Source organism: Gulosibacter sediminis (genome assembly GCF_030011715.1).
Classification (GTDB): Bacteria; Actinomycetota; Actinomycetes; order Actinomycetales; family Microbacteriaceae; genus Gulosibacter; species Gulosibacter sediminis.
In genome coordinates, this window is sequence record NZ_JASCYH010000020.1 from 25078 (window position 1) to 43659 (window position 18582).

An 18582-nucleotide genomic window follows, 5' to 3' on the forward strand; every position below is an offset into this window, starting at 1 on the left:
GCCGCGCTACTCGAGCTGCGGGGCGAACACCGCGGCGGTGTGCGGTGGCAAGAACGCGTGCGTACCGTCGACCGTGACGCGCTCGTCGGTCGTGAACACGATCTCGGGCAGCTCCTCATACGAGGTCCACGCGATGTCGACGTCGAGTTCGAGCCCGCGCGCCGCATCCGAGAAGTTGCAGACCACCTCAAGGTCGCCCCGCCAGAACGTGAAGACGCCGAGCTCGGCGTCGGCCTTCGCCGACACGTCCCGTAGCCACGGCCGCGTGAGCTGTGGACGGCTGCGGCGCAACGCGATGAGCCGGCGGTAGACATCGAGCAGCCACTGCCGCTCGGGGCTGTCGAGCTCCATCCACTCGAGGCGGGATGCGCGGAACGTGTCGGGGTCCTGCGGGTCGGGCACCTGCGACTCGTCCCAGCCCATGCGCGAGAACTCGCTGATGCGGCCGCGGCTGACCGCCTCGGCGAGCTCGGGTTCGGGGTGCGACGAGAAGTACTGGAACGGCGTCGTCGCGCCCCACTCCTCGCCCATGAACAGCATCGGTGTGAACGGCGAGCACATCATCAGCGTCGCGCCCACCGCGAGCTGCCCGACGCTCACGGTTTCGCTGAGCCGGTCGCCGCGGGCCCGGTTGCCGATCTGGTCGTGGTTCTGCGTCGACACGACGAGGCGCCACGCGTTCGTCGCGGGCGCGAGCGGCCGCCCGTGGTGCCGGCGGCGGAAGGTCGACATCGCGCCGTTGTGGAAGAAGCCCTGCGTAAACACCTTCTCGAGCGCGCCGAGGCCGTGGCCGGGCGTGCTCGCGAAGTCCTCGTAGTAGCCGTCCGACTCGCTCGAGAGCGAGACGTGCGCGGCGTGGTGGAAGTCATCCGACCACTGGCCGGTGAGCGCGTAGCCACCGGCCGCGCGCGGCGAGATGAGCCGCGGCGCGTTCATGTCGGACTCGGCGATGAGTGTCAGCGGGCGGCCGAGGAATGCCGAGCACGCCTCGACCTCGTTCGCGAGCTCCTCGAGGATGTGCGTTGCGCGGGTGTCGATGAGCGCGTGCACCGCGTCGAGTCGCAGACCATCGACGTGAAAGTCGGTGAGCCACATCAGCGCGTTGTCGATGATGTACTGGCGCACCTCGTCGGAGTCGAAGTCGTCGAGGTTAATCGCGTCGCCCCAGTCGGTCTGGTGACGCGACGAGACGTACGGACCGAATTTGCCGAGGTAGTTGCCGGATGGGCCGAGATGGTTGTAGACGACGTCCTGAATCACGCCGAGGCCGCGCTCGTGGCAGGCGTCGACGAAGCGCTGGTAGGCGCCGGGCCCACCGTAGGCCTCGTGTACCGCGTACCAGTAGACGCCGTCGTAGCCCCAGCCGGCGTCGCCGTTGAAGGCGTTGACCGGCATGGGCTCGACGAAATCGACGCCGAGGTTGACGAGGTGGTCGAGTCGCTCGATCGCGGCGTCGAGCGTGCCGTCGGGAGTGAACGTGCCGACGTGGAGCTCGTAGATCACGCTGCCCGCGAGCTGGCGGCCACGCCACTGCTCGTCCTGCCACTCGTAGGCGTCAGGGTCGAAGGTGCGCGAGGGACCGTGCACACCAGCCGGCTGCCGGCGCGAGCGCGGGTCGGGCGTCACCGCATCCTCATCGTCGATGAGGTAGCCGTAGTCGACCTCGCTCGGCAGCTCGGGCAGGCCCTCGGGCCGCCACCAGCCGCCTCGCTCTTGGCGCATCTCGTAGGTGTCGGCTTCGATGCGCACGCGCATGCGCTGCGCCCTCGGTGCCCACACGTCGAATCGGCTGTCGCGCACTACTCCTCCTCGTAATCGCTGCGGGCGAGCATCGCCACGGGCAGGTGCTCGAGCAAGTGCGCGACGGCGACCTCGCCCGAGTAGGCGGTACCGTTCACCTGGTCGACCCAGCGGCCCTCGGGCAGTTCGAGATGGGTGTCGTGCCAGCCGCCGCCAAGTTCGAGGTCGATCGGCAGCCGCGTGGCGAGCACCACGACGCCGCCGCGGTCGACGGCGATGAGGTGGTCGGCCGAGGCGCCGCTGGCGTGCAGTGGCCGATACTCGGCGAACCGCTCGCGCAAGCCCTTGCGCAGGCGCAGGCCGATCACCGTGAGCAGCAGCTTCACGCTGCCGGTCGGGTCAGTGTCATCGAATGCCGGGCGAGCGCCGCGCAGAATCGCGCCCAACGCCGTCGTCTGCTCGACCCACGGCACCGGCCGGCGGTTGTCGGGGTCGACGAGCGAGTGCTGCCAGAGCTCGGTGCCCTGGTAGACATCGGGCACACCGGGGCCGAGCAGTTGCAGGGCCTTCATCGAGAGCGAGTTTGACCAGCCAGGTCGCCGCAGCTCCTCCGTGAGGTTCGCGACGATCGCGCGGGCGGCCGGATGGTCAAAGGCCGCGTCGACGGCTGCGCGCAGCTCATCCTCGTACTCGGCATTGACCTCGGTCCAGGTCGTGAAATCGCCGGCCTCGCGCGCCGCCTTCTCGGCGTAGGCGTAGAGGCGCTCGCGGCTGGCGGGCCAGACACCGATGATCGCCTGCCAGAGCAGGTTGCCGAAGGCCGGGTTCGAGAGCGGCGCGATTTCGAGCAGCTGCTCGAGCGAGTCGCGCCAGAGTTCCGGGCGCTCGCTCAGCGCATCGAGCCTGGCCCGCACATCCTCACTGCGCTTCGTGTCGTGCGTCGTCAGCGCGGTCTGCGCGTGCGGCCAGCGCTCCTGGCGCTCGGCCTGCAGCTCGTGGAACCGCTCGGGCGGGTACGCGAAGATCGACGGGTCACCGCCAACCTCGTTCAGCGAGGTGAGGCGCGAGTAGCGATAGAACGAGCGGTCCTCGACCGCCTTCGCCATGACCATGCCGCTCGTCTGCTGAAACCGCAGGGCGCCGGGGTTCGCCGGGTCGCGCAGCTTGCCGAGCACGCGCTCGATTTCTTCACCGAGGTCGCTCCGCCAGTCGGCCGCATCCCGTGCCGCCTGCTCGAGGTACTCGAGCCCCTCGGGCAGATACGTGCGGTACACCGAGAAGCAGGCGGCGATCTCGCTGATCGCGTCGACGGTGACGTCGTCGGGCTCGGCGACGCCGTCGAGGTCGCGCGCGACGCGGCGCATCTCGGCGTGCAGCTGGCCGTCCGTGACGAAGCGCTTCGAGCTGTGCACGAGCGTTGGCCAGTCATCGACGTCCTCGTGCGAGAGCGCGGCGGCCTGCTCGTCGAGATCGTCGCGGCCCTTGTCGTCAATGAGCACACGCTCGAACTCGCCGAGCGCGTCGTAGCCGGTCGTGCCGTCGATCGGCCACGGCTGCAGCTGCTCGCCGGGCTCGAGGATCTTTTCGACCGAGAGGTAGACGTTCGCGTGCTCGCGCAACCGCTGCAGGTAGCCGCGCGGGTCGCGCAGGCCATCGACGTGGTCGATGCGCAGGCCATCAACGAGGCCCTCGCGCACCCACGAGAGGATCTCGGCGTGGGCCGCGTCCCACACCTCCGGCTCCTCGACCCGCACCCCCGAGAGCTCGGTGACGGTGAAGAAGCGGCGGTAGTTGAGCGACCAGTCGCCGCGGCGCCAGTGCACGAGCGCGTAGTGCTGGGCGTCGTGCACGGCGCGCACACCGAGCGAGTCGTCGTCGGCGCTGCCCGGGGCGAGCGGATACTCGTGGTCGTAGTAGCGCAGCACCCCCGCCTCGCGGTCGATAGTCATGCCATTGATGGGCGCGCCGGGCTCGGTCGGCATGTCGGCGTCGCCGATCACGGGCAGCAGCAGCTTGCCGTCGCCCGCCGGCCAATCGATGTCGAAGAAGTGCGCGAACCGCGAGGCCTCACCGTGTTGCAGCACATCCCACCACCACGGGTTTTGCCGCGGCACTGCGACGCCCACGTGGTTCGGCACGATGTCGACGAGGATGCCGAGGCCGGCCTCGTGCGCGGCCGAGGCAAGGCGCACGAGGGCCTCGCGGCCGCCACGGGCCTCGTCGACTCGACTCGGGTCAACCACGTCATACCCGTGCGTCGACCCCTGGGTCGACTGCAGGATGGGGGAGAGATAGAGCCAATCCACGCCGAGATCGACAAAGTAGGGCACAAGACGGGCGGCATCGTCGAGGGTGAACTCCGAAGAGAGCTGGAGTCGGTAGGTGCTCGCCGGGGTGCGCATGCGATTCCTTTCGCTAGCTCATGGACGTTTGATCGGTCGGCGATGGGCTGATGACGGAGATCGACGACGTGATAGTCGGCACGGCATCTGCCTCGCTCCACTCGCGCAACACTGCCATAGACCGCTGGGGCATCACGAAGGTGTCGCCGGGCTGGGCGTGCGTGCGCTCGCCGCTGGCCGTGTCGACCACGACTTCCCACGTCATCGAGATCTCGTGCGAGGGCACGGTCACCTCGACGTCGGTTTCTGATGCGTTGAAGTAAATGAGGAATGATTTGTCGGTGATGCGCTGTCCCCACGCGTCGCGACCGGTGATCGCGTCGCCGTTGAGGAAACACCCCATGGCGCGCACAAACGCCTCGTTCCAGTCCTCGCCCTCCATACGGCTGCCATCGGTCGACAGCCACACGACGTCGGGTAGGCCCTCGCCCTCGCCACGCTTCGCGATGCGGCCCGAGAAGAAGTGTCGGCGGCGGAATGTCGGGTGGTTGTGACGCAACTCGGCGAGGCGCCGGGTGAATTCGACGAGCTCGACGTCGGCCGTGTCCCAGTGCACCCAGCTCAGCTCCGAGTCCTGGGCGTAGGTATTGTTGTTGCCGTTCTGCGTGCGACCGAGCTCGTCGCCGTGCAGCAGCATCGGCACGCCCTGCGAGAGCAAGAGTGTCGCGATGAAGTTGCGCTGCTGACGCCCGCGCAGTTCGTTAATCGCCGGGTCGTCGGTCGGGCCCTCGACGCCCGAGTTCCACGAGCGGTTGTGGCTCTCGCCGTCGCGGTTCTCTTCGCCGTTCGCGTCGTTGTGCTTGTCGTTGTACGAGACGAGGTCGCGCAATGTGAAGCCGTCGTGCGCCGTGACGAAGTTGATGGATGCCACGGGTCGGCGGCCGTCGCGCTGATAGAGATCGCTTGAGCCCGTGATGCGGGTGGCGAACTCGCCGAGGGTCGCGGGCTCGCCGCGCCAGAAGTCGCGCACGGTGTCGCGGTACTTGCCGTTCCACTCGGTCCACAGCGGCGGGAAGTTGCCCACCTGGTAGCCGCCTGGGCCCACATCCCACGGCTCGGCGATGAGCTTCGCCTGCGAGACGATCGGGTCTTGCTGCACCAGGTCGAAGAAGCTCGAGAGCTTGTCGACGTCGTGCAGCTCGCGCGCGAGCGTCGAGGCGAGGTCGAAGCGGAATCCGTCGACGTGCATCTCGAGCACCCAATACCGCAGCGAGTCCATGATCAGCTGCAGCGAGTGCGGGCTGCGCATGTTGAGCGAGTTACCCGTGCCCGTGTAGTCGGTGTAGTAGCGCTTGTCATCAGCCTCGAGCTTGTAATAGGCCTCGTTGTCGATGCCGCGGAAGCTCAGGGTTGGGCCGAGGTGGTTGCCCTCGGCCGTGTGGTTGTAGACAACGTCGAGGATCACCTCGATGTTGTTCGCGTGCAGGGTCTTCACCATCGCCTTGAACTCCTGCACCTGCTGACCGTCGTCGCCGGCCGACGAGTAGTCGCCGTGCGGCGCGAAGTAGTTCAGGGTGTTGTAGCCCCAGTAGTTGCGCAGGCCCTTCTCGACCAGGGTTGAGTCGTGCACGAACTCGTGCACCGGCATGAGCTCGATCGCGGTCACGCCGAGGTTCTTGAGGTGGTTGACAACTGAGGGATGCGCGATGCCCGCGTAGGTGCCGCGCATGTCCTCCGGCACATCCGGGTGGAGCTGGGTGAGGCCCTTTACGTGCGCCTCGTAGATGAACGAGTCGGCGTAGGGCGTGCGCGGGTGGCGGTCGCCGACCCAATCGAAGAAGGGGTTGATGACGACACCCTTAGGCATCGACGCGGCCGAGTCCTCGTCGTTTCGAGAGTCGGGGTCGCCGAAGTTGTACGCGAACACCGATTGGTTCCACTCGATGTTGCCGTCGATCGCCTTCGCGTACGGGTCGAGCAGTAGCTTGTTTGGGTTGAAGCGTTGACCGCTCGCCGGGTCGTAGGGGCCGTGCACGCGGTAGCCGTACCGCTGCCCGGGCAGCACCTTGGGCAAGTAGCAGTGCCAGACGAAGCCGTCGCGTTCGAAGAGGCGCACGCGCGTTTCGACACCTTCGTCGTCGAACAGACAGAGCTCGACCAACTCGGCGCCCTCCGAGAAGATCGCGAAGTTGGTGCCCGAGCCGTCATAGGTTGCTCCGAGCGGGTACGGCGTTCCTGGCCAGCTCTGGATCGTGTCTTGAGTCACGCTGCAAGCGTAGTGCGCAGCATCGGCGGCTTCCTGACTTTGCCCAGATGGGCCGCCTATCGTGACCTGCATGACTGACGCAACCACCGCATCCGAGTCGATCGAGCAGGTCGAATTCACGGCAGGCAACGTCTGCCTGCCGCTGGGCTACGTGCTGACCGACGCCTATGGCACCCGCTTCCGCCCGAACATCGTCGCGCTGCTCGCCGCGCTCACGCCACTCATGGTCGTGTCGGGCTGGGCCGTGCCGCGCATCCTCAAGGCGCTGAAGAAGAAGCGCCGCTAGGTGACGACGCAGCGTACGAGCTGCATCCTCGCCATCGACGGCCGGTCCGGCGCCGGGAAGACGACCCTCGCGAGCGATGTCGCGCTCGTGACGGGCGCGCAGCTCGTGCACGTCGAAGACTTCTACCCGGGCTGGGGCGGGCTTGCCGACGGCGCCGACTACCTCGTGCGCGAGGTGCTCGAGCCCGTGCTCGCGGGCGACGTCGTCGTGCCGCGGCGCTGGAACTGGCATGCTGACGCGTTCGAGCTCGGCGTGCCCGTGCATCCGGGGCTCATCGTGGTCGAGGGATGCGGTGCCCTGTCGCGTGCGAGCCGGCGGCTCGTGACCCTGGGCGCGTGGTTCGACGTCGATGCCGAGCTGCGGCACCGGCGCGCGTCGCTGCGCGACGGCGACGATGCCTGGTGGGAGGCGTGGCGCGCACAGGAGGACGCGTTCTATGCGGCCGAGGGCTCGGCCGACCTCGCCGACGTCACGCTGCCCGTCGATATCGGCGTCGCCGAGACGATTGCCGTGCTCGCGGACCACGGCTGGCCCGCGCCGGAAATCGCTCGTTAGCCCCAGCCGAGCTCGTGCAACTGCGCGTCGTCGATGCCGTAGAAGTGGCCGATTTCGTGCACGAGCGTCACGTGAATCTCGTGGCGCAGCTCGTCGAGTGAGCTGCAGTAGTCGAGCAGCGGCTCGCGAAACAGAATGATGCGGTCGGGCAGCGGGCCCCAGTCGTAGGTGCCGCGCTCGGTGAGGTCGACGCCGTCGTAGACCCCGAGTATCCAGCCGTCTTCGGGCCGGTCTTCGACGAGGAAGACGACGTTGTCGAGCCCATCGACGGCGGCATCGGGCAGCGCGTCGAGCTCGGCGACGACGAGTCGCTCGAAGGCATCGAGGTCGATGTTGGGAAACTCGAGGTGCTCGTCGGGCATAGCGCCAGCCTAGTGATCGTGTTTGTCGGGCGTCGCCCGTGCGATCGGGGCGCTGAGCTTGAAGTGAATGGCGAGCGTGCGGATGAGGAAGCACGCGATCGCGCCGACGAGCTGCGTCGAAACGCCGAGCACGCCGTCGAGATGCCAGATGGCGAATGGCACGACGACGAGGGTCGCGCCGACGAGGGCGGGGATCGCGTAGAGCTCGCTCGTCAGGATGGTCGGCACCCGGCCGAGCATCATGTCGCGGATCGTGCCGCCGCCGACCGCGGTGATGACGCCGAGGAGCACGGCGGGAATCGGCTCGACTCCGAACGCGAGGGCCTTTTGCGCGCCGACGACGCAAAAGAGGCTGAGGCCGATCGCGTCGAGCACCTGCACGGTCGAATTGAGGATGTGGTGCGGCCGTGCGACGAAGAACGCGATGAGCGCGCCGAGGAGCGCGACCGCGAGGTAGATCCAGTCGCCAAACATTGCCGGGGGAGTGTCGCCGAGCAACACGTCGCGCACCACGCCGCCGCCCGTCGCGGTAATGATGCCGAGGGTGACGACGCCGACGATGTCGAGCCGCACGACACGCGTCGCCGCCATCGCGCCATTCAGAGCGAACGCGAAGGTGCCGAGGTAGTCGAAGAGCCCCACGATGAGTTCGGCGGTAATCACAGAGCCATGGTCGCACCACCGAGAATGAAGACCGTACATTTAGTGCGATCTGCGCTCTGTGTAAACTTTCGAACTGTCGGCCGAATCGATGACGTTTTGGCCTGCCATCAAACCCAACCCGCAATGAGGTGAGACATGTCGCAGCAGCGCATTTCGGCGCTCAACACGCCCGAACGACAGGGCCTATACGATCCCGTGTTTGAACGGGACTCATGCGGCCTCGCCATGGTGGCAACTCTGCGCCGCGCGCCCGGCCACGACGTCGTCGAGGGAGCCCTCGATGCGCTCCGCCACCTTGAGCACCGCGGCGCCGTCGGGTCCGACGAGGGCACCGGTGACGGCGCCGGCATCCTGTCGCAGATTCCTGACGAGTTCTTCCGCGCCGTCGTCGACTTTCCTCTCCCGAGCCCGGGGGAGTACGCCGCCGGTCTCGTGTTCCTCCCCGTTGACGAGCCCGACGCCGCGGCCAAGGCGATCGAGCGCATCGCGTCGCAGGAACGCCTCAAGGTGCTCGGCTGGCGCGAGGTTCCGACCCGACCCGAGGTGCTCGGTTCGCTCGCGCGCGACGCGATGCCGGCCATCCGCCAGATCTTCGTGACCTCGGCGACAACCAGGGCGAGCGGCATCGAGCTCGACCGCCTCACGTTCCGCATGCGCAAGCGCATCGAGCGCGAGCTCGGCGACTACCTGCCCTCGCTGTCGGCGCGCACCGTTACCTACAAGGGCATGGTCACGACGCTGCAGCTCGAGGACTTCTACCCCGACCTCAGCGACCAGCGCTTCACCTCTCGCCTCGCGATCGTGCACTCGCGCTACTCGACGAACACGTTCCCCTCGTGGCCGCTCGCGCAGCCGCTGCGCATGATCGCGCACAACGGCGAGATCAACACCGTCGAGGGCAACCGCCACTGGATGCTCGCTCGACAGTCGCAGCTTGAGAGCGAGCTGCTGGGCGACCTGCGCCCGCTCTACCCGATCATCACCGAGGGCCTGAGCGACTCGGGCTCGTTCGACGAGGTGCTCGAGCTGCTCACGCTCTCGGGCCGCAGCCTGCCGCACGCCATGATGATGATGGTGCCGGAGGCGTGGGAGAACTCCGACGACATGCCCCAGCAGTTGCGCGACTTTTACGAGTTCCACTCGCTGCTCATGGAGCCGTGGGACGGCCCCGCGTCGATCTCGTTCACCGACGGCCGCTTCGTCGGCGCGACGCTCGACCGCAACGGGCTGCGCCCCGGCCGTTGGATGGTCACCGAGGACGGCCTCGTCGTCGTCGCGAGCGAGACCGGCGTCATGCCGCACCTCGAGCCCGAGCGCATCCGTGCCCGCGGCCGCCTGCAGCCCGGCGTGATGTTCCTCATTGACACCGAGGCTGGTCGGATCATCCCCTCCGACGAGGTGAAGATGGAGCTCGCCCGCTCGGAGCCGTGGGGCAAGTGGCTCGAGTCGACCCGCATCAAGCTCGACGACCTGCCCGAGCGCGAACACGTGAGCCACACGCCCGCGTCGGTTGTGCGTCGCCAGCGCGCGTTCGGCTACACCGAAGAAGAGCTGAAGATGCTCATCGAGCCGATGGCTCGCACTGGCGCCGAACCGCTCGGCGCGATGGGCTCGGACACCCCGATCGCCGTGCTGTCGGAGCGCCCGCGCCTGCTGTTCGACTACTTCACGCAGGCGTTCGCGCAGGTGACGAACCCGCCGCTCGACTCGATCCGCGAGTCGGTCGTGACCTCGATGTCGAGCGGGCTCGGCCCGGTGCGCAATCTGCTCACCGCGACCGAGGAGCACGCGAGTCAGGTCATCCTCGACTTCCCGGTGATCGACAACGACGAGCTCTCGAAGATTCGCCACATTGACCGCACCCCGGGCTCGCGTCGCACGCGCGTCATCTCGGCGCTCTACGCCGTGGCCGAGGGTGAGCACGCCATGGAGCATCGTCTCGAGGCGATGTGCGAAGAGGTGGATGCGGCGGTCGCGCGTGGCTCGCAGTTCATCATCATCTCTGACCGCGACTCCGACGAACAGCTCGCGCCGATTCCAACGCTGCTCGCCGTGAGCGCCGTGCACCAGCACCTCATTCGCGAGGGGCACCGCATGGAGGTCGGCCTGCTCGTCGAAACCGGCGACGCCCGAGAGGTGCACCACATTGCGACGCTGCTCGGGTATGGCGCGAGCGCGGTGAACCCGTACCTCGCGATGGAGTCGGCCGAGGAGCTCGTGCGTAGCGGCTCGCTCAAGGGCATCACCGTTGACGACGCCGTGCACAACCTCATCAAGGCGCTCGGCAAGGGCGTCATGAAGATCATGTCGAAGATGGGCATCTCGGCCGTGTCGTCGTATATCGGCGCCCAGGCGTTCGAGGCGGTCGGCCTCTCGCAGGAGCTCATCGACACGTACTTCACCGGCACCGTGAGCCGCCTCGGCGGCATTGGCATCGACACGATTGCCGAGGAGACCCGGCAACGCCACGTCCTCGCGTACCAGTCGGAGCGCGCGGCGCTCGACCACCGTCGCCTCGAGTCGGGTGGCGAGTACAAGTGGCGTCGCGACGGCGCACCGCACCTGTTCAGCCCCGAGGCCGTGTTCAAGCTGCAGCACTCGACACGCAACCAGCGCTACGACGTGTTCCGCGAGTACACCTCGCTCGTCGACAACCAGGCGCGCGAGCTGAAGACCCTGCGTGGCCTGTTCAAGCTGCGCACCGAGGCGCGCTCGCCGATTCCGATCGACGAGGTCGAGTCCGTGAGCGAGATCGTCAAGAAGTTCCAGACCGGCGCGATGTCGTATGGTTCGATCTCGCAGGAGGCGCACGAGACGCTCGCGATCGCGATGAACCGCCTCGGCGGGAAGTCGAACACCGGCGAGGGCGGCGAAGACACCGACCGCCTGCTCGACCCCGAGCGCCGCAGCGCGATCAAGCAGGTTGCCTCGGGTCGCTTCGGCGTGACGAGCATGTACCTCACCCACGCCGACGACATTCAGATCAAGATGGCGCAGGGAGCGAAACCCGGCGAGGGTGGCCAGCTGCCCGGCGAGAAGGTCTACCCATGGGTCGCGCGCACGCGGCACGCGACGCCCGGCGTCGGCCTCATTTCGCCGCCGCCGCACCACGACATTTACTCGATTGAAGACCTCAAGCAGCTCATCTTCGACCTCAAGCGCGCGAACCGCGACGCCCGCATCCACGTGAAGCTCGTATCCCACTCGGGCATCGGCGCGGTGGCGGCCGGCGTGGCGAAGGCGAAGGCGGATGTGGTGCTCGTTTCGGGCCACGACGGCGGCACCGGCGCGAGCCCGCTCAACTCGCTCAAGCACGCGGGCACGCCGTGGGAGATCGGCCTCGCGGAGGCACAGCAGACGCTCATGCTCAACGGCCTTCGCGGCCGCGTGACGGTGCAGGTAGATGGGCAGCTGAAGACGGGCCGCGACGTCGTCATCGGTGCGCTGCTTGGCGCCGAGGAGTTCGGTTTTGCGACCGCGCCTCTCGTCGTGTCGGGCTGCATCATGATGCGCGTGTGCCACCTCGACACCTGCCCGGTCGGCGTCGCGACGCAGAACCCGCAGCTGCGCGAGCGCTTCACCGGCAAGCCGGAGTTTGTCGAGACCTTCTTCGAGTACATCGCCGAGGAGGTGCGCGAGATTCTCGCGTCGCTCGGCTTCCGCAGTCTCGAGGAGGCGACCGGCCACGCCGAGTTGCTCAACCTCGACGACGCCGTCGAACACTGGAAGGCTGACGGACTCGACCTCGAGGGCGTGTTTGCTGTGGCCGGTCGCGGCGATCGCCGCCACACGACGCAGCAGGACCACGAACTCGAGGCGCAACTCGACTGGGCCTACATTCCGCAGGTGCGCGAGGCGCTGAAGTCGGGGGAGCGCATCCGCCTTGATCTCGCGATCGCGAACACCGACCGCTCGGTGGGCACGATGCTCGGCAACGAGCTGACGAAGTTGCTCGGCGAGGTCGGTGCGGAGCCCGGCACGATCGAGCTCAACTTCACGGGTTCGGCGGGGCAGTCGCTCGGCGCGTTCGTGCCGCGCGGTATCAACATCACGCTGTTCGGCGACGCGAACGACTACGTCGGCAAGGGCCTCTCGGGCGGGCAGGTCGTGGTGCGCCCCGACCGCCGCGCGAGCTTCGTCGCCGAGCGCAACGTCATCGCCGGCAATGTCATCGGGTACGGCGCGACGAGCGGCGCCCTGGCGCTGCGCGGCGTCGTGGGCGAGCGATTCCTCGTGCGCAACTCGGGCGCGATCGGCATCTGCGAGGGTGTCGGCGACCACGCGCTCGAGTACATGACCGGCGGAACCGCGGTGATTCTCGGCCCAACCGGCCGCAACATCGGTGCGGGCATGTCGGGCGGCACGGCCTACGTGCTCGACCTCGACACCCGCAAGGTAAACCCCGAGGCCCTCGCGAGCGGTGAGCTGCAGCTGCAGTCGCTGAGCGACGAGGACGTCATGGAGCTGCGCGTGCTGCTTGAACGGCACGCCGAGCTGACCGAGTCGGCCGTCGCGCGACGGCTGCTGGATGCTGCGGATTGGTCGCGCTTTACGCGGCTCGTGCCGCGCGACTGGGCGGCGGTGCACGCGATTCGTGACCGGGCCGAGCAGCAGGGCGATGACCCCGACAGCGAACTCGTATGGGAAAAGATCAAGGAGGTGACCCGTGGCTGACCCGCGCGGATTTCTCAAGGTAACTGAGCGTGAACTGCCGCCGAAGCGACCGGTGGCGGTGCGCATCCTCGACTTCAACGAGGTGCAGCAGGTTCAGCGTGACGGTGCGGTACTACAGCGTCAGGCGGGTCGCTGCATGGACTGCGGCGTGGCGTTCTGCCACCAGGGTTGCCCCCTCGGCAACCTGATTCCCGAGTTCAACGACCTCACGTGGCGGGGTGAGTCGAAGCTGGCCGCCGACCGGCTGCACTCGACGAACAACTTCCCCGAGTTCACCGGCCGCCTCTGCCCGGCGCCCTGCGAGTCGTCGTGCGTGCTCAGCATCAACCAGCCCGCCGTGGCGATCAAGTCGGTCGAGCAGGCCATCGCCGACGACATCGCCGAGAACGGCTGGATGGAGCCGCACGCTCCCGCCCGCCTCACGGGTCAGACGGTCGCGGTCGTCGGCTCGGGTCCTGCGGGCCTCGCGGCGGCGCAGCAACTCACGCGCGCCGGTCACACCGTCGCCGTGTATGAACGCGACGATCGCATCGGCGGCCTGCTGCGCTACGGTATCCCCGACTTCAAGCTTGAGAAACAGCGCATCGACGCTCGCATCGAGCAGATGACCGCCGAGGGCACGCGCTTTCGCACCGGCATCGAGATCGGCCGCGACATGACGTGGCGCCAGCTGCGCGAGCGCTTCGACGCGGTCGTCATCGCAACGGGCGCGCTGAAGTCGCGCGAGCTCGCCGTTCCCGGGCGTGACATCGACGGTGTGCACACTGCGATGGAGTTCCTCGTGCAGCAGAACCACGCGAGCGCAGGCGACCAGGTCGTCGAGCAGATCTCGGCCAAGGGCAAGCACGTGGTCGTCCTCGGCGGTGGTGACACCGGCTCGGACTGCATCGGCACCGCCCACCGCCAGGGTGCCAAGAGCGTGACGAATCTCGCCATTGGTGTGCAGCCGCCGAGTGAACGCCCGGCGCACCAGCCGTGGCCGACGCATCCGAACCTGTTCGAGGTGCAGACGAGCCATGAGGAGGGCGGCGAGCGCAAGTACCTCGCGTCGACCGTCGAATTCCTCGCGGACGATGACGGCAAGCTGCGCGCGCTGCTCGTGGCCGAGACCGAGATCGTCGACGGCGTGCGTCGCCCGAAGGCGGGCACCGAGCGCGAGATTCCCGCCGAGCTGTGCCTGCTCGCGCTGGGCTTCACCGGCACCGACGCGGAGTCGCTGCCGGAGCAGCTCGACGTCGAGTTCGAGCGCGGCTCGGTGTCGCGCGACGACGCCTACGCCACGGTTGAGCCGGGCGTATTCGTCGCCGGTGACGCCGGTCGCGGTGCGAGCCTCATCGTGTGGGCGATTGCCGAGGGCCGTTCGGTGGCTGCCGCGGTCGACCGCTTCCTCACCGGTTCGACGGTGCTGCCGGCGCCGGTGCGCGCGAACGAGCGGGCGCTTACCCTGTCGTAATGACACGTCTGCGTTTTGCCACCGTGGTGGCCGTGCTCGGTCTCGGGTCGCTCGCCGCCTGTTCGGCGGGTGGTGCGGCGCCCGAGCCTGGGCCGGGCCCCGACGGGCACGTTGCTGAGCCTGCGGCGGAAGACCTCACGCCGACGGCCGTGCGCTACCTCTGGCAGCAGGATGCGCTCAGCGACGCCGACGCGCTCGAGCCCGTGCTCGAGGAACTTGGCGAGCCGATGCTCGTGCGCACCGAGGCCGAGTGGGACGCCTGGTGGAGCGACGTACCGAGCGAGTTGCAGGATTCGGCGCTGCAGTCGACGCCGCCCGACTTCTCGGAGGGCGTGGCGGTGGTCGTCGCCGTTGGGTCCTGTCCACCGCAGGCGTATTCGTTCACGACGGTGGGCGTGGGAGAGATCTCCGCCGAGGTCAGCTCGGCCGACGACAGTGACCTGACGTGCGAGTGGGATCCGAAGGCCGTCTATGCCTTCGGCTTCTCGTTCTCGGATCTCGACGTCACGACAGCCGACGACGTCACGCTGACGCCGCAGTAGCCTCGCAGACCGGGTTCGTGGCGGCGCAGTTCTCGCAGACGACGAGGCGCTGCTGGCAGGTGTCGTCGGCGCAGTTCTGCAGGCGCGCCGTCGGCTCGTCGCAGACCACGCAGCGGCCGATGACCTTCGCGTCAGGCGCGAAGTCGATCTGCTGGCGCCCGTCGAACACGGTGAGTGAGCCCTCCCAGAGGCCGTCGTTGCCGAAGCGTTCGCCGTAGCGCACGATGCCGCCGTCGAGTTGGTAGACCTCCGCAAAGCCGCGGTTGATCATGAGCGCCGAGAGCACCTCGCAGCGCACGCCGCCGGTGCAATAGGTCACGACCGGTTTGTCCTTGAGGTCGTCGTACTTGCCCGAGTCGAGCTCGCGGGTGAAGTCGTGAGTTGTGACGGTGTCGGGCACCACCGCATCCTTGAAGCGGCCAACCGCTGCTTCGGCCGCGTTGCGCCCGTCAAAGAAGACGGCGTCGGGCTTCTGCTCGAGCAACTGGTGGAGCTCGTCCGGGGCGAGGTGCGTGCCGCCGCCGACCACGCCCTGCTCGTCGACCTCGAGCTCACCGGGAGTGCCGAACGACACGATCTCGGGGCGCACCCGCACGGTGAGGCGCGGGAAGTCGAGGCTACGGCCCTCGTCGTCGAGGCCGGTGCCCTCCGACCACTTCATGTCGACGTCCTTGAACGGCGCGTACTGCTTGAGCGCGCGCACGTACTTCTTGCACTCGACCACGTCGCCGCCGACGGTGCCGTTGATGCCGTGCGGCGACACGATGATGCGGCCGCGCAGCCCGAGATGCTCGCAGAGCGTGTGCTGCCAGAGCCGGATCGCGTCGGGGTCGGCCAGGGGAATGAAGACGTAATAGAGGAGGATCTTCGGAGTGGCCATAATCGCCAATTCTACGTTCGCAGGGGCGTTTGCCGCGTATCCCTAGACTGGGCTGGTGACTGCCGCATCCTGGACATCGATCGACCCCGCCGCCGCCGACATTCGCCTTGTCGTGTGTGACATGGACGGCACCCTGCTGACGACTGCCGGGCATTTCCCCGAGGGCTTCGACGAGGTGCGCGAGCTCGTGCGGGCGCGTGGGGTGACGTTTGTACCCGCGAGTGGCCGCCAGCTCGCGACGCTCGAGCACATGTTCCCGGGTCTTCAGGGCGGCTCGTTCGTCGCCGAGAACGGCAACATCGTCGTGCACAACGGCGAGGTGATCTCGACCACGAGCGTCGACCGCGACACCGTCACGCGGGTGGTCGACACCGTGCGCGGGGCCGAGGGGTTCGACCTCGGGCTCGTGTACTGCGGCGTCGATGGTGCCTACATCGAGCGCACCGACGACGCGTTCCTCGCCGAGGCGAGCAAGTACTACGCGAAGCTCGACGTGGTCGACGATCTCAAGCACGTCGATGACCCCGCGCTCAAGCTTGCGATCTTCGACTTCACGAGTTCGCAGGCCGTGGCGGATGCGCTGCTCGGCGACCTGGCCAAGTCGCTTCAGGTCGTGGTCTCGAGCGCGAACTGGGTCGACATCATGGTGCCCGGAGTGCACAAGGGTCTCGGCGTGCGAGCCCTGCAGGAGGCCCTCGGCGTGACCGCTGCCCAGACGGCGGTGTTCGGCGACTACCTCAACGACCTCGACATGATCTCGACCGGCGATTGGTCGTTCGCGATGGCCAACGCGCACCCCGATGTGCTCGCCGAGGCAAACTACGTAGCCCCGAGCAACGACGAATTCGGCGTTGTGCAGGTGCTGACGTATTTGCTCTCCCGTTAAGCTGCCCGCAGGTGTCGGAAATAACCGCAAGGCCGGCACGTCGACCCGCCTCAGTGCGGACAAGGGGATGGAGACCACAATGACCGATCGCGAACCCGGCAGCTTCACAGCCGAAGAGCTCGCTAGCCCGACCACCGACGCCGAGACTCTCGCACGGGCCGCCGCTGTGCGTCCCGACTTGTGGTCGGCTATTCTCGCGAACCCGAACTGCTACCCGGAACTCGGCGATTGGATCCGTCAGCAGCAGAGCGCCCAGAACCAGCGTCCTACACCTCACCAGCAACAGGCTGCACAGGGAAGCCAGAGCCAGGAAGCTCCGCAGTGGGCACAGAGCCCGCAGCAGGGTCAGCAGGCGCAGCCCGGTCAGCAGCAGGGCACGAACCAGTTCTTCGATGGTGCGCAGCAGATGGCACAGGGCGCGAAGAGCTTCCTCAACGACGCCGGTCAGCGCGCGGGTAAGCGGGCGAGCGGCGACCCGAACAGCTTCCTCAACAAGTTCACATGGGGCCAGGTCGGCGTCGTGATTGCGGCCGTCGTGGGAATCCTCGGTCTCTTCTTGCCCGCCGTTTCGGCGAGCGCGTACGGGTTCAGCGTCTCGGCGAGCTTCATCCAGTCGGGTGACGGCGTGCTGCTGCTGATTCTGTTCCTCGGCACGATCGGTCTCACGATATTCTCGGGCTACTCGACGCAGCGACCCGTGCTCATCACTTCGTGGGTTGTCGCGCTCATCGCGGGCGTCGTCTCGGTGATCGACGCGATCGCGACCCTGGCGAACGTCGCCGGCTCCGGCTTCGGACCGGGCCTCGGCATCTTCGTCGTGCTGCTCGTCGGCCTCGCAATCATCGCCGGCACGGTGCTCGACATCATGCAGCGCCGCAAGGGCTAGCTCGCTACTCGATCATGACGATGGCCACGGTCTGCGCGACCGTGGCCATCGTTCGTTTCATCGTGCCCGCAATGGCACCGGCTAAGGCGCACTCCGAGCACCGATTCGGCGTGACGAACACCTCGAAGAGTTGGCCGAATTCTCCGCCTTCCCGGCGTCTTGCTGGGGGTCATGGCCTACATATTGAGGTTCCTGCATAGACAGTTCTCAAACCCCAACCCTGATTCACGACGATCGAGGTCCTCGCAGCAGGAGGATGGACAAACTTTATGCCGAGCTCGCCCCTGCTGAATCCGCCCTCCTGGTCGGCGATTACCTCGCTGGTCTTGGCGTCGAATACCTGGCTCAGAAGTATTGCGTGCATCGCGGGACGGCCTCGAAGCACCTCGCCGGAAGAACGTTAGTCCGCCGCAAGCAAATGCGCTCCAATTGTGGGCGAACAGTGGTCAGGGGATTTGCCGATCGGTCCGAGTAGGGAACCTAGTGTTCACTGTCCTTGTGCGTAAAGATTCGCGGAAGCAGCACCGGCGTGTTCTTTTTGTATGCTTCGTAATCTTCCTGGCCTCCCCAACGACTGTCGGCCTTCGCCTCAAGCATGGGTACACCGCTCACACGGGTGAGCAGCAGGACAACAAAGATTGGCGAAAGCAAAGCAACCCACTGCCAGCCCTCTAACACTGGTGCAGCAACCAGGAACACTCCGACCCAGAGAATGAATCGGCCTGGGTTTCGTTCCGTTCTTGAAGCAAGGATGGAACACGATGAACCAGAAGTACTCTCCCGAGATGCGCGAGCGCGCCCTGCGGATGCTCGATGAGGCCAAGGCCTCCGGTGAGCACTCGAATCTGATGTCCGCCGTGCGGCATGTTGCGGGGCTCCTCGGCATGAGCGCGCAGACGCTGCGGGTGTGGCATCGCCGCCGCGAGGTCGACGCCGGCGCGAAGCCCGGTGTCCCGAGCGATGTCGCAGAGGAGAACAAGCGCCTGCGCCGCGAGGTGGCCGAGCTGCGAAAGGCGAATGAGATCCTCAAGGCTGCGAGCGTGTTTT

Annotated in this window: 14 protein-coding genes and 1 pseudogene; 8 read left to right on the plus strand and 7 right to left on the minus strand. The window is 67.2% G+C overall.

Annotation, left to right across the window (positions count from 1 at the left end):
- Positions 1–6: 6 nt before the first annotated feature.
- The 3 genes from treZ to glgX are packed head-to-tail and all read right to left on the minus strand — an operon-like array spanning position 7 to position 6333.
- On the minus strand, positions 7–1800 hold the full coding sequence (treZ, locus tag QM019_RS08025; RefSeq protein ID WP_282852562.1) for a malto-oligosyltrehalose trehalohydrolase: 1794 nt from the start codon (positions 1798–1800) through the stop codon (positions 7–9).
- Positions 1800–4142, minus strand: a complete 2343-nt coding sequence (gene treY, locus QM019_RS08030; RefSeq protein ID WP_282852563.1) for a malto-oligosyltrehalose synthase — start codon at positions 4140–4142, stop codon at positions 1800–1802. Before treY ends, treZ begins: the two co-directional genes overlap by 1 nt.
- Positions 4143–4155: 13 nt before the next feature.
- Positions 4156–6333 (minus strand): glycogen debranching protein GlgX, encoded by a 2178-nt coding sequence (gene glgX / locus QM019_RS08035; RefSeq protein WP_282852574.1) that lies wholly within the window; start codon positions 6331–6333, stop codon positions 4156–4158.
- 85 nt (positions 6334–6418) lie between these two features.
- On the opposite strand from glgX, the gene QM019_RS08040 reads away from it, so the two are divergent.
- Together QM019_RS08040 and QM019_RS08045 are read left to right on the plus strand one after the other, a co-directional pair.
- Positions 6419–6634, plus strand: coding sequence for a hypothetical protein (locus QM019_RS08040; RefSeq protein ID WP_125107961.1), 216 nt, complete (start codon positions 6419–6421; stop codon positions 6632–6634).
- Positions 6635–7189, plus strand: a complete 555-nt coding sequence (locus QM019_RS08045; RefSeq protein ID WP_282852564.1) for a nucleoside/nucleotide kinase family protein — start codon at positions 6635–6637, stop codon at positions 7187–7189.
- On the opposite strand, the gene QM019_RS08050 is transcribed toward QM019_RS08045, so the two are convergent.
- Positions 7186–7551, minus strand: coding sequence for a metallopeptidase family protein (locus QM019_RS08050; protein WP_125107963.1), 366 nt, complete (start codon positions 7549–7551; stop codon positions 7186–7188). The two genes, QM019_RS08045 and QM019_RS08050, sit on opposite strands and share 4 nt — an antisense overlap.
- Before the next feature lie 9 nt (positions 7552–7560).
- The gene (locus QM019_RS08055) at positions 7561–8214 is read right to left on the minus strand and encodes a trimeric intracellular cation channel family protein (RefSeq protein WP_282852565.1); all 654 of its coding nucleotides are present in this window, start codon (positions 8212–8214) and stop codon (positions 7561–7563) included.
- Between the two features lie 135 nt (positions 8215–8349).
- On the opposite strand from QM019_RS08055, the gene gltB reads away from it, so the two are divergent.
- Genes gltB through QM019_RS08070 form a run of 3 tightly spaced genes read left to right on the plus strand, consistent with a single transcriptional unit; the run spans position 8350 to position 14883 of the window.
- Complete coding sequence (gene gltB, locus QM019_RS08060; RefSeq protein WP_282852566.1) at positions 8350–12888, plus strand: glutamate synthase large subunit; 4539 nt, start codon at positions 8350–8352, stop codon at positions 12886–12888.
- Complete coding sequence (locus QM019_RS08065) at positions 12881–14341, plus strand: glutamate synthase subunit beta (RefSeq protein WP_282852567.1); 1461 nt, start codon at positions 12881–12883, stop codon at positions 14339–14341. Before gltB ends, QM019_RS08065 begins: the two co-directional genes overlap by 8 nt.
- Complete coding sequence (locus QM019_RS08070) at positions 14341–14883, plus strand: hypothetical protein (protein ID WP_282852568.1); 543 nt, start codon at positions 14341–14343, stop codon at positions 14881–14883. Before QM019_RS08065 ends, QM019_RS08070 begins: the two co-directional genes overlap by 1 nt.
- Here QM019_RS08070 and trhO read toward each other — a convergent pair.
- Positions 14864–15763: an oxygen-dependent tRNA uridine(34) hydroxylase TrhO gene (gene trhO / locus QM019_RS08075; RefSeq protein WP_282852569.1), complete on the minus strand. Its 900-nt coding sequence runs from the start codon at positions 15761–15763 to the stop codon at positions 14864–14866. The genes QM019_RS08070 and trhO overlap by 20 nt on opposite strands.
- A gap of 55 nt (positions 15764–15818) precedes the next feature.
- Between trhO and QM019_RS08080 the strand changes: the two genes are divergently transcribed.
- Positions 15819–16649 carry an HAD family hydrolase gene (locus tag QM019_RS08080; RefSeq protein ID WP_282852570.1) on the plus strand — a complete coding sequence of 277 codons (831 nt, stop codon included), beginning with the start codon at positions 15819–15821 and terminating at the stop codon, positions 16647–16649.
- Between the two features lie 79 nt (positions 16650–16728).
- Positions 16729–17535: a variant leucine-rich repeat-containing protein gene (locus tag QM019_RS08085; protein WP_282852571.1), complete on the plus strand. Its 807-nt coding sequence runs from the start codon at positions 16729–16731 to the stop codon at positions 17533–17535.
- A 480-nt stretch (positions 17536–18015) separates the two neighbouring features.
- Here the strand turns inward: QM019_RS08085 and QM019_RS08090 are convergent.
- Positions 18016–18258: pseudogene (locus tag QM019_RS08090) on the minus strand (DUF1295 domain-containing protein); the annotation flags it as partial.
- Between the two features lie 38 nt (positions 18259–18296).
- Between QM019_RS08090 and QM019_RS08095 the strand changes: the two are divergent.
- Positions 18297–18582 (plus strand): transposase (locus QM019_RS08095; RefSeq protein WP_282852573.1); only part of this gene is annotated, 286 nt, incomplete at its 3' end.

Excerpts from the sequence above, each read along its gene's own strand:
- gltB (WP_282852566.1), top strand. The coding sequence starts at position 8,350 with ATGTCGCAGCAGCGCATTTCGGCGCTCAACACGCCCGAACGACAGGGC.
- QM019_RS08085 (WP_282852571.1), top strand. The coding sequence starts at position 16,729 with ATGACCGATCGCGAACCCGGCAGCTTCACAGCCGAAGAGCTCGCTAGC.
- trhO (WP_282852569.1), bottom strand. The coding sequence starts at position 15,763 with ATGGCCACTCCGAAGATCCTCCTCTATTACGTCTTCATTCCCCTGGCC.
- QM019_RS08050 (WP_125107963.1), bottom strand. The coding sequence starts at position 7,551 with ATGCCCGACGAGCACCTCGAGTTTCCCAACATCGACCTCGATGCCTTC.
- QM019_RS08070 (WP_282852568.1), top strand. The coding sequence starts at position 14,341 with ATGACACGTCTGCGTTTTGCCACCGTGGTGGCCGTGCTCGGTCTCGGG.
- QM019_RS08040 (WP_125107961.1), top strand. The coding sequence starts at position 6,419 with ATGACTGACGCAACCACCGCATCCGAGTCGATCGAGCAGGTCGAATTC.
- treY (WP_282852563.1), bottom strand. The coding sequence starts at position 4,142 with ATGCGCACCCCGGCGAGCACCTACCGACTCCAGCTCTCTTCGGAGTTC.